At 48.5% G+C, this 16,008-nt stretch carries 12 protein-coding genes; 7 read left to right on the top strand and 5 right to left on the bottom strand.

The features are described from left to right. The first annotated feature begins 3 nt into the window (after positions 1–3). Positions 4–570: a hypothetical protein gene (locus P364_RS0104195; protein WP_024628906.1), complete on the top strand. Its 567-nt coding sequence runs from the start codon at positions 4–6 to the stop codon at positions 568–570. 117 nt (positions 571–687) lie between these two features. Here the strand turns inward: P364_RS0104195 and P364_RS0104190 are convergent, their stop codons facing one another. Genes P364_RS0104190 through P364_RS0104180 form a run of 3 tightly spaced genes read right to left on the bottom strand, consistent with a single transcriptional unit; the run spans position 688 to position 4,443 of the window. Beyond that, entirely contained in the window at positions 688–1,851 is a 1,164-nt protein-coding gene (locus P364_RS0104190; protein WP_024628905.1) for a Ger(x)C family spore germination protein, read from the bottom strand. Then, positions 1,848–3,350 (bottom strand): spore germination protein, encoded by a 1,503-nt coding sequence (locus P364_RS0104185; RefSeq protein WP_024628904.1) that lies wholly within the window; start codon positions 3,348–3,350, stop codon positions 1,848–1,850. The genes P364_RS0104190 and P364_RS0104185 overlap by 4 nt, the downstream gene beginning before the upstream one ends. Beyond that, positions 3,310–4,443 carry an endospore germination permease gene (locus tag P364_RS0104180; protein WP_024628903.1) on the bottom strand — a complete coding sequence of 378 codons (1,134 nt, stop codon included), beginning with the start codon at positions 4,441–4,443 and terminating at the stop codon, positions 3,310–3,312. Before P364_RS0104180 ends, P364_RS0104185 begins: the two co-directional genes overlap by 41 nt. A gap of 197 nt (positions 4,444–4,640) precedes the next feature. On the opposite strand from P364_RS0104180, the gene P364_RS0104175 reads away from it, so the two are divergent. From P364_RS0104175 to P364_RS0104155, 5 genes are all read left to right on the top strand, one after another. Further along, positions 4,641–5,534: an NAD(P)-dependent oxidoreductase gene (locus P364_RS0104175; RefSeq protein WP_024628902.1), complete on the top strand. Its 894-nt coding sequence runs from the start codon at positions 4,641–4,643 to the stop codon at positions 5,532–5,534. 246 nt (positions 5,535–5,780) lie between these two features. After that, positions 5,781–6,512 (top strand): nuclease-related domain-containing protein, encoded by a 732-nt coding sequence (locus P364_RS0104170; protein WP_024628901.1) that lies wholly within the window; start codon positions 5,781–5,783, stop codon positions 6,510–6,512. A 383-nt stretch (positions 6,513–6,895) separates the two neighbouring features. Beyond that, positions 6,896–7,798: a hypothetical protein gene (locus P364_RS0104165; protein ID WP_052016493.1), complete on the top strand. Its 903-nt coding sequence runs from the start codon at positions 6,896–6,898 to the stop codon at positions 7,796–7,798. Positions 7,799–8,075: 277 nt separating this feature from the next. Next, complete coding sequence (locus P364_RS0104160; RefSeq protein WP_024628899.1) at positions 8,076–9,896, top strand: ABC transporter ATP-binding protein; 1,821 nt, start codon at positions 8,076–8,078, stop codon at positions 9,894–9,896. Next, positions 9,877–11,718, top strand: a complete 1,842-nt coding sequence (locus P364_RS0104155) for an ABC transporter ATP-binding protein (RefSeq protein WP_024628898.1) — start codon at positions 9,877–9,879, stop codon at positions 11,716–11,718. The genes P364_RS0104160 and P364_RS0104155 overlap by 20 nt, the downstream gene beginning before the upstream one ends. A 103-nt stretch (positions 11,719–11,821) precedes the next feature. Here the strand turns inward: P364_RS0104155 and P364_RS0104150 are convergent, their stop codons facing one another. After that, the gene (locus P364_RS0104150) at positions 11,822–12,796 is read right to left on the bottom strand and encodes an NADP-dependent oxidoreductase (RefSeq protein WP_236642171.1); all 975 of its coding nucleotides are present in this window, start codon (positions 12,794–12,796) and stop codon (positions 11,822–11,824) included. Between the two features lie 174 nt (positions 12,797–12,970). Between P364_RS0104150 and P364_RS0104145 the strand changes: the two genes are divergently transcribed. After that, positions 12,971–13,534: a TetR/AcrR family transcriptional regulator gene (locus tag P364_RS0104145; protein ID WP_024628896.1), complete on the top strand. Its 564-nt coding sequence runs from the start codon at positions 12,971–12,973 to the stop codon at positions 13,532–13,534. 125 nt (positions 13,535–13,659) lie between these two features. Here P364_RS0104145 and P364_RS0104140 read toward each other — a convergent pair whose 3' ends face one another. Next, the gene (locus P364_RS0104140; protein WP_024628895.1) at positions 13,660–15,648 is read right to left on the bottom strand and encodes a DUF4832 domain-containing protein; all 1,989 of its coding nucleotides are present in this window, start codon (positions 15,646–15,648) and stop codon (positions 13,660–13,662) included. Positions 15,649–16,008: the final 360 nt, after the last annotated feature.

The following is a 16,008-nucleotide window of genomic DNA, read 5'->3' as shown; positions in this document are numbered from 1 at the left end:
CATATGACACGTAATCGAAAACGGGGAGCATATGTGTTATTTATTATAGTACTTGTAGGGCTTCTCCTCTTGATCCGATCATGTAGGCCGGAAGAGTTCGGTCACCTGCTATCCAGAAATAATATTCAACCTGAACAGGTGATGGTGGTAGCACCCGTCGATTCAAGTACTCACTTGGTTTTATATCAGGACACCCAAACTGATGGTATTGCTTCTGCCTTGATCAGGCATAGGAAATGGTCTTCCGAAGTAATCAAATCAGGAAGTGTCCTTGAGGACAATAAAGATGGGCCAATATCTTATCTTCTGACGGGATATCAGTATTCTAATGACAACACGTGCTATATTATATACGGTTATATCCACAATCCAGACATAATCAGATTACTTATCCGCTATGATCCGAATTCTTCGGTTGCGGAAGTGGAGGCAGGTATCCTTGATCCCTCTGATCAAGGGAGATTGTGGTTTGCCGTTATTCAGCATCCAATAACGGAAGTGCAGATGGACATCCAAGGGCTCGATAATGCTGGCAATTCGATCTACTCATCCCTGGATAACGAAGATTAGAAGGAATCGAATCGAATGAATGCTATGAAACGAATCCATGAATCCCCGTGTGCAAAATAATCGCATCATCAACCAAACAATCCCCTCGCCGTTCGATCTGGCAGGGGATTTGCTATATTACACCTTCCTACGGAATTTACCCGTATATGGAATCGTAATATGAATGTTCAGCTTCTGAATGGAATCTTCCGTGAGGATCATCTTGGAGCCATCATTGGATAACTTACGCCACAGGCTCGGATTTTTGCGATAAAGCTTCTCCTGAAGTCCATAGATATCAACCCCTTTTTGCAGACCTGCGCGATATGTTTGCAAGATTTGATCCCGTAACGTTTTCTCGCTAAATTGAACCATGTCATCATAGGAAATAGGGGTGAGATATTCATACAAGGCGGTCAGGTACTTGGCGTCAATGTTGAAGCGAACCTCATTTCCACGAACAACAGGGACAATCTTGATGTTGGGCAAGCCGACACTGAGCACACCGTAAATGGTCCCTTCATTTTCAATAATCAATGGCGCACGCCGCATATCTTTAAGCAGCCAGTGGTAACCAGAGAGCTTGTTATGGGGCAAATATTCAAAGTCATCCCCGGTTTTCTCAAAAAAAGCGCCGTCAATGATAAACAGTTCATGATTTTTTTTGTTCTGCGACCAATGCTCCTTGTTCATGGCGATGCAAGGCAGATAGGTTGTCGTGGATGCATCGTTATGTGTAGCAATGAGTTTGAAACTGAGCACCGGAGGAAACAGAGATTCTTCCAGAAATGAGGGAAGAGGGTTATGCAGAATGCTGTCCAGCGGCGACATATTGAAGATTGACGTGGCACTCAGAATATTCTCCAACGGATCGCGAGTGCCGTACACCCAGGTTGTGTACCGTGATTCCGGGAAACGTCCAAGCATGTCGAATACTTCCTTGATATGCTTGCTTGTCAGGATACTTTCGGCCATAACAATGGCGGTCACATGCCCCCAGGCGATATGAAGCTGGGAACTTCGGAACAGCTCGTTTACAGCCAGATTCAATGTTTTTCCCGATGCATGTCCAACCCATACCGGCGGGGATTCCGCCGTTTTGGCTGAACTTTCGCTTTTGGCTACACTGGCAAAGTCCATGCTCTGAACATACATGTGGTACATTCCGTCCTTATAATCGATCCCAATCGCTTTGGCATAGTCCACCTGTTGAATCTCGTATGCACTCCAACATCCGCTGGTCACGAAACAAAGAGAGAGACTTAGCAGCCCTAGCAACCATCGTTGTATCGGCCGCTTCATTGATCATTCCCTTCCTTGCGCGGATTCTGCGTTTCCAGGTAGACGGGTCTGCGTTTCAGCCATCCCTTCGGCAGCTTGAATAAGGAGGCCACAGCCTGTTTGAAGTTAAGCGGACTTAGCGGCGTCAGATAAGGAATGCCGAACGATTTCAGATCGGTCAGGTAGATCAGGAACAGGATGATGGACAGAATGAACCCGTATATGCCGAGGGATGCCCCCAGTATAAAACAGAAAAAGCGCAGAATCAGAACAGAACTGGTCATGACCTGATTCACAATAGTTGCCCCGGCCACCACGGTTACGGCAATGACGACAATCATGAGCGGGGAAACCATCCCTGCACGGATGGCTGAATCCCCGATAATCAATCCGCCAACAACGGTCAGCGTTTGACCGATGGCGCTCGGTAGCCTTACCCCTGCTTCCCGGAACAGCTCCATGAGAAGCATAATGAGAAACATCTCTACACCGGACTCCATGGGCAGGCCCATTCGACCAACCGAGATCGTGGCCACCAGCGGAAAAGGCAGCTGATCCATATGAAATGAAGTCAGCGCAATATAGAAGCCGGGCAGGAATATGGTCACCAATAGCCCGATAAAGCGCAGCATGCGGCCGACATTCACCGGAAGGAACGGAAAACTGGCATCCTCGGGTGATTTGAGAAGGAGAAACAGATTCACCGGGCCGATGATGGCGCTGGGATTGCCATCCACGATGAGGATGAAGCGGCCGTTCAGAAGACATTCCGCTGCAAAATCGGGTCTGCCTGTGTAATGGGTGACCGGAAACAACGTGATTTTGGAAGGAGACAATAATTCCTCCAGTTCATTCGCGGTCATGACTCGTTCCGTGTCGATTTTGCGCAGCCGATCCTTGACATCATCGATCAGCTCGGGATTGGCAATATTTTTGATATACATCAGGGCTACCTTGGTCACGGAACGCGAACCCATCAATTCGATGTTACAGGCCAGTTCGGCTGTGCGCAGCCGTGTACGAATTAAAGCGATATTAACGGACAGGCGTTCGATAAAGCCATCCCGGGCTCCGCGGATCGATACCTCGGTAGTCGATTCATCCGGCGAACGGGTAGGAATGTTGGATATATCCATGCTCCACATCGATTGAAGTGAAGGGATGCAAATGAGCAGATGACCTTCAAATACCCGCAGGGACATGAGGTCCGTACCCAATGCGGGGTCCTGTAAATCCATCCGGGTCCATTGAAGGGAGATGGACTTCTCGATATCCGATGTACGAACGAACTGAGTAATCTCGTAAGTGCGGGCCAATTCGGGAAGAATAATATCGTAGATGGACTTGCTGTCCACCATACCACTGCAATACACGATGATAATCTGTGTGGGAGACTCCCCCATCATGTGTCTGCTAATAATGACGTCGTCCGATCCGGCAAAAAAAGTCGTAAGATTATGCTGATTGATCCGGAATGGTTCAGTCCGATGAGGGCTCTTTGGTGTGGTTTTGAGCGGCATGAGCAGGAGCCTCCTTGTCTTTTTTGTGAATAAGTGCGGCTAGGGTCAACAGGGTGGTGACGACAGATACATAAGCCAGCATGACGGGAAATTGGATATGGTTTACATAATAGTCGACATAATCAATTCTCCACCACTGGACCGCTATGGAGCACATGATGAAAGTGACGATGAGAACAGCAATGTACCGTTTCTTCGGTCTGCGAAAATTGAGCAGATCCACAATAAGATAAATGGAGATGGCCACTCTGGCAAAAGAACCGCTCAGCCATTGGTATATGGATAGGAAATCCACGTGCTGAAGCAATTTCCCGATATTCACCAGCTTCCATTGCTCATAAGGGGTATTTCGTTGTTTCGCGGCTTCCTCTGGGCCAAACTCAACGATGGCTCCCAGCGTTGGGCCAATGGCCATAGTGAGCATGAATAGCCCGAGCAGCAGAAGATGCCACCAGCGAATTTTGCTTTTGATATCATGTTGAAACAGCATCAAAATCCAGATTTCCATCAGTCCGGCAAGCGAATAGATCATGCCTCTCAGGACAGGACCGGTACCATATTCCATAATCGGGAACAGCTGTCCATAGTCTTTATATTTCATGTTGGCTGACATCACGAAGTATCCAAGCAGGATCACGAAGGGAAGCAAAAGGCTGGAGGTCATGGCAATGGAACGTATGCCTTTGGCAGCCGCCCAAGCAGCAACCAGTGCACCGCCGCCTGCGAGCACGTAAGGTGGGGTGAATTGCAGGTAGGTGGATACCGTCCAGTTCGTTGTTTCATATAGGGTATGTGAGCCAAGTGAAAGCAGCAAAATTGAGGCAGTAATGCGGAAAATCCATGAAGGAATTGCACCAAATTCCCGCGTAATCCAGTCCGTCAAACGCTGTCCGCGTACCCGCCGGATGATCACGAACATCATACATAGAAACAACAAAAAGAAAGGGGCAGCAGCCACGACCGATAGCCATCCATCTCTGCCTGCATAATCCAGAATCGCCGGAATGGATAGAACATGGCATACAAGTCCTGCGCTTAACAAAATAATGGAAAAGGACAGCCATATCGTGATTTCTCCCTTTTCACGGCTCATGGGAATCCTCCTTTCCGTTCAAGGAAGTTTCCGTTAGGTTGTACAACATATGGGATTTCGATTCCTGTTTCATTGTTTTTGGACCAGAAATGCGGAAACAGATAGACGGCCGCGCGCGAAAGCATTAACATACAGATATAGCAAGTTTAGAAGACAAGTTCCAACTGAAGCAGAGAGAAATAAGGAGGAGACCTACGATGACCAATACGACAAAGGCACCTGCAGAGACGAAAGTTGGCTTTATCGGTACAGGCGTGATGGGCAAAAGCATGGCAGGTCACATCCAGCAGGCAGGCTACCCGCTTCATGTCTATACGCGCACGGCCGCCAAAGCGGAAGCGCTCGTGAAGGATGGAGCTGTATGGCATGACACCCCAGGCAAACTCGCAGCAGAGTGTGATGTCATCATCACAATGGTGGGGTATCCGAAGGATGTCGAGGAGATTTATCTCGGTGAGAATGGTCTCGTGGCGAACGCCAAACCAGGCTCGTACCTGATTGATATGACTACATCCAGTCCGCTGCTGGCTGCACGAATCTATGAAGCCGCTGAAGCCAAAGGACTGCATGCATTGGATGCACCGGTTTCCGGTGGGGATATTGGAGCACGGGATGGCAAGCTGTCCATCATGGTGGGCGGTAGTTCGGAGGCTTTCGAAGCAGTTCGTCCGTTGTTCGAGCAGATGGGCACCAATATTGTGCTGCAAGGCAAGGCGGGAGCAGGACAGCATACCAAAATGTGCAACCAGATCGCCATTGCTTCAGGCATGATGGGTGTATGCGAGGCGCTTGCCTATGCCAAGACATCCGGCCTGGACGCGGAGAGTGTGCTGAAGAGCATTGCTACCGGTGCAGCCGGAAGCTGGTCGCTTAGCAATCTCGGTCCGCGCATGATCGCAGGCGATTATGAGCCCGGATTCTATGTGAAACATTTTATCAAAGACATGGGTATCGCTCTTGAATCCGCCAAAGCTATGGGCATGAAGACGCCAGGACTGGCACTGGCCGAATCTTTGTATCAGGAAATCTCAAGGAACGGTCTAGATGAGAAGGGTACACAGGTGCTTTACACATACTATTTACAGGCTTAATCGCCACAACCAGACCACAGCGCGTTCTTTTTCTTCAATAGAAAGGAATGCGCTGTTTTTTAAAAATCCCCCTTCTCATATGCGTCTAAAGTCACAGTATTGGTTAAAGAATCGTATATACTTTAGGTTAAGTCGTGTATTTTTGGTCCTCTTCCCTTTATTTTTGCCCCTCTTTATCCGACATAAGTAATAGAAGTATACATAATGGATGTGCGAAACCCACACTACATAGAACGGAGCTTGCCCATGTTCAAAAAAATCCTGTCTCTGTTCAAGTCACAGCCAGAGCTCGCGAACCAGATCACAGCTTCCGCTTCATCTTTGCCCTCAACGGCTCCTATTCCTACACGTATGGTCCGCAGTCGACGCAAAGCAAAATCCGATGGAAATTGGACCCGTCAGCCAGAGGAACCTACCACTGCCCAGCAGCTGCATGGCCTTCCGGGTGATTACAAAGTTCTCAATGACTTACTCGTTTCCAATACCAAGTCCCGATCGGGTTATTCATCCATTGATCATGTCGTCATTGGTCCCCGGGGAATCTTTGTAATTGAGACACGAAACCTGACAACGGGTGAGATCCGCGGCGGCCGAAGAGAGGCCAACTGGACCGTCAGCAGTAGCCGAATCAAGATGTATAACCCACTAATGCAGCACCGGGGGCATGTAGAGGCCATTCAGGCACACCTCGGTGATTATAAACGAGTTCGTCTCGTCTCGATGGTGACTTTCACCAATCGCTGTCGGATCAGCGTTGATCCTGCTGTGCGTTACGTCAATTCGGATGAACTGATTATCTATGATCATGAATTGGTGGAGACCATCCTGCGCAAAACGGAACGGCTTGAGACAGAGGTCCCCGAAACGTTATATAAAGAGCAGGATATTCAGGCGATCTACAACTTGTTGTCCGCAGTTAATTCCACGGATCCCCAAATCCGGGCTGAGCACATGGAAAAGGCCAAAGGCATCAAATAAGAGGTACCCGAACCTGCTGCATCAATCAAGCACGACAAAATGGGAATGCAATGGTTTTGGTTTGTACTCTTCGTTTCGGTCCATCACTTGATATAAAGTGTGGATGTAATGAAGTACACAGGATACACATAAACACGGTTGTCCTTTCAGGGATGACCGTGTTTATTTTGATTTGTCTGTGAAATTAGGAAATAGGTGAGGTTACATAAGGATGCAGGCATATTGTCGTATACACCCAGTATTTAACTTATGATAAAATAAAGACCAGATTATATGCTGAATAATCCATGTTATCGGAAAGGGCATTTATGAAACAGGTTGTTCATGCATTAAAGTAGAGGTTAACGTAGTCGGATACATACATAAGACAAGGGGAAGATTACATGATGAGATGGAACCATAGAATTAAGATGTTTACAGCCATTTTCAGCTTGGCAGCTGTTCTGACCGCCTGTGGTGGTGGGGCAAAGGAAGCAGCAACGAAGGATTCTGCCCAGGATGCTGGTGCCTTAGCCACAGCGACCCATAGCGCCGACACATCAACGACTGAAACGTCGTCAGCAGATACGAATGAAGCTGACGCTGCGGACACATCCTCGAATTCGGCTGCAACAGGGTCTTCATCGGATGAAGGCAAGATTGGCTTGGACTCGACACTCCAAGAGTTACAGCAGAAGTACGCCGACAAGCTTGGCTATATTCGGATTCCGATTAAGGATCATCCGGTGCGCCGGGTAAGTGAAGAAGGCTCCAAAAATATTAATATAGCCAACTACAGTGATGCAGTAGTGAACATGAACACAGGCATTCCGATCCATTCCGATTCACAACGATTGATCGATGATGCCTTTCCTTTTTTCACAACCGTTCAGGCACCAGAAGTGTCCTATGTATCATGGGAAGAAGCAACCAATCTGGAGCGTGCCATGGTGAAGACGTTATTTATCTCTCGTCAGGCACTGCTACTCACGGAGGATGCCATGAAGAACAAGGATTACACGAGTCAGTCCTTTACGGATTCGATGGAATTTTTCAAGAATGCAGCGGAGTTCGACTCCATGGCACCTGTCGCGCAGCATACGTATGACATCACTTTAACGAAACTTTACGATAAAGCCCGCGATTCGTGGGCCAAACTGGCTGCAATAGATCCGGAACAGGACGAAGCTGCATTTGCCGAGAAGTATACGGAAGCCAGAACAGAAGCGAATAACGTGATGGGGCTGCTGAACATTTTGTTATCCACCAATGAAGAAGAACGGCTGGAACAGACCTATGGCAAATAAATATGATACTGATGCTATCGTATGAAAAATTAACAAGCCTGAGCAACCTGTTCAGGTTTTTTTGTTACCGATGATTGTTCCCTCACCGTCCATTTCAGGTTAATAAAGAAAAGGAATGAAGATATTAGCGATTTGAAGGTTCAAAATGCGATATAATAAGCGTATTGGATACGTGAAATTTTACATAGAGTTATTGAAAGAAGAGACTAACGGAGCTGGCTGCGTGAACATACCCAATCGTCACGAACATAAAGCGCTCCGGGCCGGAGGAATGATTATGATCAAGCTGTTGTACTACTTGAAGAAGTACCGAGTCGCCGCCATCGCAGCACTGGTCATGATGCTGATTGAATTGACGGTCGAATTGGCACAACCCTATTTGATCTCGAAAATCATTGATAACGGTATCCAGCAGGGCGACCTGTCAGTGGTTTGGCTATGGGGCGGGGTACTTGTGGGCAGTGCCGTTGTGGCGTTTGCCGCGGGTATTGCGAGTTCGTTTTTTGCGTCACATGCGAGTCTTGGCTTCGGTTACGATCTGCGGGAGAAGCTGTATGATAAAGTGCAAGCGTTCTCTTATGCGGTGTTCAACCGTTTTGCCACATCATCGCTGATTACCCGATTGACCGGGGACGTCACACAGGTGCAGGACACGGTGTTTATGAGCCTACGTTTCATGACGCGTGTGCCGCTGGTCGTGATTGGCAGCATGATCATGGCGGTGGTGGTGAATCCGAAGCTGGGTCTGCTGCTCGTTGTGATGGTGCCTGTGCTGCTCGTGTTTGTGATCTGGATGATCAAAAAGGCAGCGCTGCTGTTCCGCAATGTGCAGCGCAGACTGGATGCCGTCAACGGAGTCATCCAGGAAAATCTGACAGGCATTCGGCTAATCCGTGTCTTCGTCCGGATGGGCCACGAGATTGAACGCTTTGCCGGATATAGTGGCAAGCTGATGAAAGGCACGATCTCCGCGCTGCGCCTGACGGAGACAACGATGCCATTCATGCTGCTTATGATGAATGGCTGTATCATCGCCGTTCTATGGTTCGGACGGCGTGATATCGTCACCGGAAGTGCAACCGTGGGTGAAGTGGTCGCTGTCATTAACTATTTGCTTCGCACCATCGGAGCCATGTCTGCACTGTCCTGGATTCTGGTGACCTTCTCCAGAGCAAGCGCTTCGGCGCAGCGGCTTAATGAAGTTTTTGATACAGAGGATGTATCAGAATCAGCACATAATCAAGGATCAAGAAGAGCTGAACAAGTAGGACCGCAATCAGGACAATCAGGGGAATCCTTGAGTGCAGGTCAATTGGCGAAAGCAGGAAAAGGGAGTCCTGTTATCCAGGGTGCAGTTGATTTTCAAGATGTAGGGTTCAGCTATCCGGGCAGTGAAATTACCGTGCTGGAGGATATTACGTTCTCAGCCAAACGAGGCGAGCGTATTGCTATCATGGGGGCTACAGGTTCAGGTAAATCCTCCCTGGTGCAGCTCATTCCAAGGCTCTATACCGAAGATCAAGGCGAAGTGCGTATCGATGGCAATGATGCAGAACGATTGGATATTTCCACACTGCGCGGAGCTATCGGTTATGTGCCACAGGAGGTCGTTCTTTTTACCGGATCGGTAAGGGATAACATTGCTTGGGGCCGGGAGGACGCCACGCTGGAAGAGATTAAGGAAGCGGCACGGCGTGCCCAGATTCACGAGACTATTGAGAAATTGCCGAATGGCTACGATACACAGCTGGGTCAGCGGGGAGTCAATCTGTCGGGTGGGCAGAAACAACGGCTTTCAATTGCCCGTGCATTGATTCGTCGTCCAAGCATTTTGATTCTGGATGATAGTACAAGTGCTCTCGATGTAGCCACAGAAGCAAGGCTGTTGAATGCACTGGAAGAGCTGTCATGTACAACTTTTATTATTACGCAGAAGATCAGTTCAACCACCTCTGCGGATCTGATTCTGTTGTTGGACGATGGGCGTCTGATTGGACAGGGGAAACACGAGGATCTGATGGATTCTTCCCAACTGTATCGCCGAATTTATGAATCACAATACGGGGAGGGTACACCACATGTTCAAAGCATTCATTGAACCTTTCCGTCAGCCTCCACCGCCGTTAGATCCCGAGACGCTGAAGGCAGGTGGAGGTCGCAAGCCGAAGGCACGGGCGAAGAACTGGTCCGGTACGTTAGGTCGGATCTGGACGTATCTGGCTCGCCGCAAGGTCAAGCTGACGATGGTGCTGCTGATGGTATTTGCCAGTTCCTCACTTGCGTTGCTGGGGCCTTATATGGTCGGTGTGGCCGTGGATAAATTCATTGATGGAGAAGCAACGAGTTCCAGCTGGACGACTTTTTTGTTTGGTTTGGTAGCAGTCTATGTTCTCTTCTCCCTGACATCATGGCTGCAAAATATATGGATGATCGAAATTGCCCAGGAGACCGTGTTCCGCATGCGGTATGATCTGTTCTCTCATCTGCACAAGCTGCCAATTCCTTTCTTCGGCAAGCGACAACAGGGTGAGATTATGAGCCGGGTTACCAACGACATCGAGAATGTCAGCGGTACGCTAAACAGCTCGGCCATCCAGATTTTCTCCAGTGTGTTAACACTGATCGGAACGTTTGGCGTGATGCTCTGGTTAAGTCCATTGCTGACCTTGCTTACATTTATCGTTGTACCGCTGATGGCGATTGGCATGCGCTGGATTACACGCAGAACCGGGCCGTTGTTCAAGCAACGTCAGCGTAATCTCGGCGAACTCAATGGGTACATTGAGGAGACGTTGTCCGGACAGAAGATTATCAAAGCTTTTTCTCAGGAGGAGCGGGTCATTCGCGGGTTTGAGGAACGAAATACGAAAATCCGGTTGTCCGGTTTCTGGGCGCAGACGATCTCCGGTTTTATTCCCAAGCTGATGAATGGTCTAAATAACCTTAGTTTTGCAATTGTTGCAGGCATTGGCGGGATTCTGGCGATTCAAGGTTCCGTTACAGTGGGGGTAATTATCATCTTCGTGGAATATGCCCGTCAGTTTACCCGTCCACTTAATGATCTGGCGAACCAGTGGAATACGTTGCTGTCTGCAATTGCCGGGGCAGAGCGGGTGTTCGAAGTTCTGGATGAGGATGAGGAAGCGAAGGATGAAGGCGCAGCAGTATCTCTCGAAAAGGTGGAGGGAGCCGTTCGCTTCGACAACGTCTCCTTTGGATACGATGAAGGACGCAATATTTTGCATGAGATTAACTTTGAAGCGAAGCCGGGTGAGATGATCGCTTTGGTAGGCCCGACGGGGGCCGGGAAAACAACCCTGATTCAGCTGTTATCCCGCTTCTACGATCCTACAGCCGGTACGCTGACAGTGGATGGACGTGACATTACGACCATTCGGCGTGAGAATTTGCGCTCACATATGGCCTTTGTACTCCAAGATTCATTCCTGTTCCAGGGCACGATTCGGGAAAATATCCGTTTCGGGCGCCTGGATGCGACCGATGAAGAGGTGGAAGCTGCTTCAAGGCTGGCGAATGCTCACTCCTTTATCATGCGGATGAAGGACGGGTACGACAAAGTGCTTCAGGCCGACGGAAGCGGCATCAGCCAAGGGCAGAAGCAGCTGCTTGCCATTGCCCGGGCAATTCTGGCCGACCCGTCCATTCTAGTATTGGACGAGGCGACGAGCAGTATTGATACCGTCACGGAGATCAAAATACAGGAAGGACTGCAGCGCCTGATGCAAGGCCGCACCAGCTTTGTCATCGCTCACAGGCTGAACACGATTCGCCAAGCCGATCGCATTCTTGTACTGAAGGATGGTCAGCTGCTGGAGCAAGGTTCGCATGACGCATTGCTCGAACAGGGCGGCTTCTACAGCGAGCTGTATTACAGTCAGCTGCGAAACAAGGCGCAATAGTATAAAAAAGAGCAAGTAACTGAACCTTGAAAGTGTTCAGTACTTGCTCTTTTTGCTGCTGCAAGTGGGACATCCCAGTTTCTTGAGCAACATAGAAGGTAGATTATCTATTAATAACATCCTTCTGAATGACTATTTTGCCTCTCTTATTCCGGGTGTCGTAATATTTATGAGCTTCGGCTACACCTTGGCGGGTAAAGGGGAATACGTTGTCTACATGTATATCGAGCTTATTCGTCTGAATCCATTGGATAAACGCTTCCCAGTCGTTGGCATTAGGGGTAATTAAGGCAAACTGGGCATCAATTCCACGGATGAGAGGTTGCTTCGCAATCACCGGATTTACAAGGGAAATGAACGTCCCATTATTCTTTAATATGCTGTAATTTTTCAGTTCTGTTGCTCCGATTCCCGTGACTTTATCGACAACCGGGTCACGAACCATATCCAGCACGACATCAACAGGACTCAAAGTCTCAGCAAAATCGGTTGTTGTATAATCAATCACTTCGTCGGCACCGAGCTGAAGAACAAATGAATGATTATGGGCCCGAGCCGTGGTGATCACATAAGCGCCGTGTTGTTTGGCTAATTGTATGGCGATGTGTCCTACGCCACCTGCACCGGCGTGGATCAGAATACGCTGTCCCGCCTGCAGTTTGCCATAGTGAAATAAGGCTTGCCAGGCCGTCATGCCGGACGCAGAGACCGAAGCAGCTTCTGCATCGGAAAGGGACTGTGTTATCACAGCAAGATCGCATTCTTCCACAGCGACATGTTCGGCGTAACCACCGCCTGTACGAGACACCGCAATAACGCGATCCCCGATTTGTGCACGCGTAACCTTACTCCCTGTGGCCACGACGATTCCGGTTATATCGACTCCAAGAACATGAGGGAATTGCACGGGCATGAAATGCTGGAATGCTCCGGTTCTGATCAGTTGATCCGCTGAGGATACGGTGGTTGCCCTCATCTCCACGAGCACCTGTGTATCACTAATATGTGGTATATCGCGCTCCTGCTCCGCAAAAACTTCTGAGCCTCCATAATTCTCTATCACTACTGTTTTCATCATAGGCCTCCATTCGGTATTGCTGGCTGTCAGTTGATTTGTTTCCAGCCGTTCAATATAATGATCGTACTTATAATGGGATTGGACCACAATTGTTAAAACAGTGGAATGTGTATAATAATGAACACAATTCACTGTTTTGTTTAGTCTCAGATCCGATAAATAAAAGGAGTAGGTATGGACAGAAGAATACAAAAATCACGTGAATCGATTATAGAGGCTTTTATTCAACTGCTGTCCGAAAGAAAATTCGAGCAAATCACGATTAATCAAATTGCAGAGCGAGCCAATGTAAGTCGCGGAACGGTTTATTTGCATTTCATGGACAAGTTTGATTTGTTGGATCAGTGTATAAAATCCCATTTGGTGGAAATGATCGAGAGCAGTCTCTTCTGCGGAGTCACTGGCATATTTCCTTCCAAAGAAGCTCTACTGCACAGTTTTCGGTATCTGAAGGAACATGCTCTATTCTATGGTGCAGTGCTGGATGATCAAAGTGTCCCGGAATTTCGAACTCGCTTGCAGGCTGCTCTGTTGAGAGGACTGGATAAACAAATCGACATGACTGGCATCAATCAGGGAAGGAACAAGGAGATTATGCTTCAATTCCTTGCTTCCGCGCTGGCTGGCATGATTGAATGGTGGATTACCTCAGCCGAACCGTACTCCACAGAAGAATTGGTTGATGAATTATGGATTCTGATGGAACGCAATCAAATGACACCTGTGCCTCACGTATAGAGGAGAGTTGCCGGGGCTTACTGATTGTTGTGTGCGGTTGATAGATAGTTATCATCCCAAAAAAAGAAAGAGCAGGAATGAAGGGCGCTGTGGCCCTTATTCCTGCTCTTTTCATGTCATGCCGTTTACTTCGTTACACTGCTCAGCTTGAACGAGCCATCGGTCAGCTTGTTCGTATTGGCAAAGTCTACGCCAGGTTTATTCGTTTCCGGATCAATGATCGCAATCGCGATATCATAGGTTCCGGCAGCAAGACCGGAGACTGGAATGGAGTCGGTCAGGGTGTAGGTACCCGTTTTCCACGTGGTCAGATTAACGGTTGTTGTTTTCTTGGCGACCACGGTATTGCCGCTGCGCAGTTGAATTTCAACCGGCCAGGCAAATGGGAAGTGCTGTACGCCTTTGTTTTCTACTTTGATTGTTGTCGTAAACGTGCTTCCGCTAATGGTGGACGGATGCGAGATTTCCTTCACGACAAAGTGATAACCCATTCTTTTTTTGAGTGCATCAATGTTGGCCTGTAACGCATGATTCAGAGGAAGCGAAGCAGGGGAATTTGGTCCCAGCCAGCTTGGTTTGCTGAGCTCCGTTTGACGCAACGTTTCCGTAAATCCGCTACCCGTGGTTAATGCCGCAAGCATGCCGGAAGCGCCCCCGTAAAATTCGCCGCCGGAGATACGTGTCTCCCAGAAGTTCGCATGGGCTGGCTGCTGCTGGCCGATGTCATCCCAATAGCCATTCTGGGTGCCTGTGTACCAGCCCCAATCGGCATCGAAGCTGTCTTTATGTCCAAACACATCGTTGAACATGCCCATGACCATGCCTTTGTTATTGGTTTTGGCAAGGGCAATACTGCGCCGGATCAGAACTTGCATTTTGTCCTCTTTGCCGGCAAAGGCATCGATATAATGCTGAACAAACTTGTTCGAAATATCATTGGTTGGGAAAGTACCTGTGTAATTGGTCTCGCCATTCGGTCCGACATATGGCCAAGTATGGAATTCGCCCCAGTGTCCGAGAGAACCGATCTGGATAAAAGCAACGGGGCGATCATTCGTGTTGTACCTTGCCGCAATGGCCTCGATAGCTAATTTGTGCCGATCTTGCAGATAGGTGGAATTGTAGTTGGGAGAGAAGCCCATGTTGTTGCCTGTACCCATGCCTCCGGTTGTATCGTTATAAGCTGTTCCGGGTGATTCTCCGCGGGCAATCATGTCATTGTAGAGCCAGTCTGGAATATCTCGATGAGCCTGTCCTGTAGGACTGTCCAGAATGAAGCGAAGCACCACTTTGACGCCTTTACTTTTCCAGTAGGCGAGATTGTTGGCAGCTTCAATCGCGCTAAAATCATACGACCCTTTGGTAGACTCAAGTTCCTTCCAAGTTACTCCGGCATACACGAGCCTGTGCGGTTGTACATATGTCGTGCTCTTGGCCGAAGGCGCCCAGCCTTTGAACGGATTGTTAAGTGGGCTGTCAAGCTCAACGGGATTCACGACGGTGTTCCCTGTCCCGCCGCCTGACCCACCCGAGGTCAAAAGGTAAGCAGGCAGTGTTTGACCCGCCGCGGGCAGCCTCGACGTATCCGAGCTATTGTCGATGTATCCGACCCGTACCGTGCTGCCTGCACTGATTTGCAATGTAGCGAGAGGAATTGCCACCTCAATGACGGAAGCGCTGCGATAGAATTGGGAAGTAGTCAATGTGCTGTTAGAACTCCAGCTCCAGTCTGTACCGCTGCCACCATAGCGATATAATCCTGTATTTTCAAGCAGCCATTCCACACCTGTAGCTCCCCAGCCCGCTGCCTGGTAGCCGGTTGAGGTATTGTTATCGGTATTGATCCAGAAGTTGCCCATCGCCGTACTCAGACCTGAACCTTGAACGAGCAGGTAGAGATTGGTTCCATCATTGGTCACTTTGAGCGTCTGGGCAGTGCCGCTATTGGTCGTGAGAGCACTAACGCCGCTCCAGTCGCTGACATTTCCATCAATGGTGATGGTGGCAGCAGAGGCTTTTGGTAAGGCTCCCGCAGGCAATAGCAGGGTAATCGTAAGGACAAAAGCCAAAAAAAGTCCAAGGGTCAGCTTGCTTTGATCGAATAATCTTGTCACGGTATACCTCCTGAATAATGAAATTTTGGATGTTGACTTCATCTGCTCCTCCTCATGTGTCTTCATGAGGGGGAGATAGGGAAACTCAGCTCCTTTCCAATCCACATTATCGCAGATCTATGACGTTTTATGTAAGAGTCATGGGAGTAATTGAGGAATAAACAACTTAAAAGATCATATTTTGGTTTGCGGCAAATGCAAAAGTTGTTTTTATATTTGGAGTCCCGCGTCTAAATTGCATTATAGTGGATGAATAAAGGAGATTCAACAGGTTTTTTTCCAGAATTTATTGATTTTTTGATTGAAAATAAGAGTGTTTCATTAGATTTTGAACATAAGTAATTATAATTTCGTAATTAT

The organism is Paenibacillus sp. MAEPY2, from assembly GCF_000499205.1.
Taxonomy (GTDB): domain Bacteria; phylum Bacillota; class Bacilli; order Paenibacillales; family Paenibacillaceae; genus Paenibacillus; species Paenibacillus vandeheii.
The sequence above is the reverse complement of the archived record's forward strand: the minus strand, read 5'-3'. Positions and strand labels throughout refer to the sequence as shown.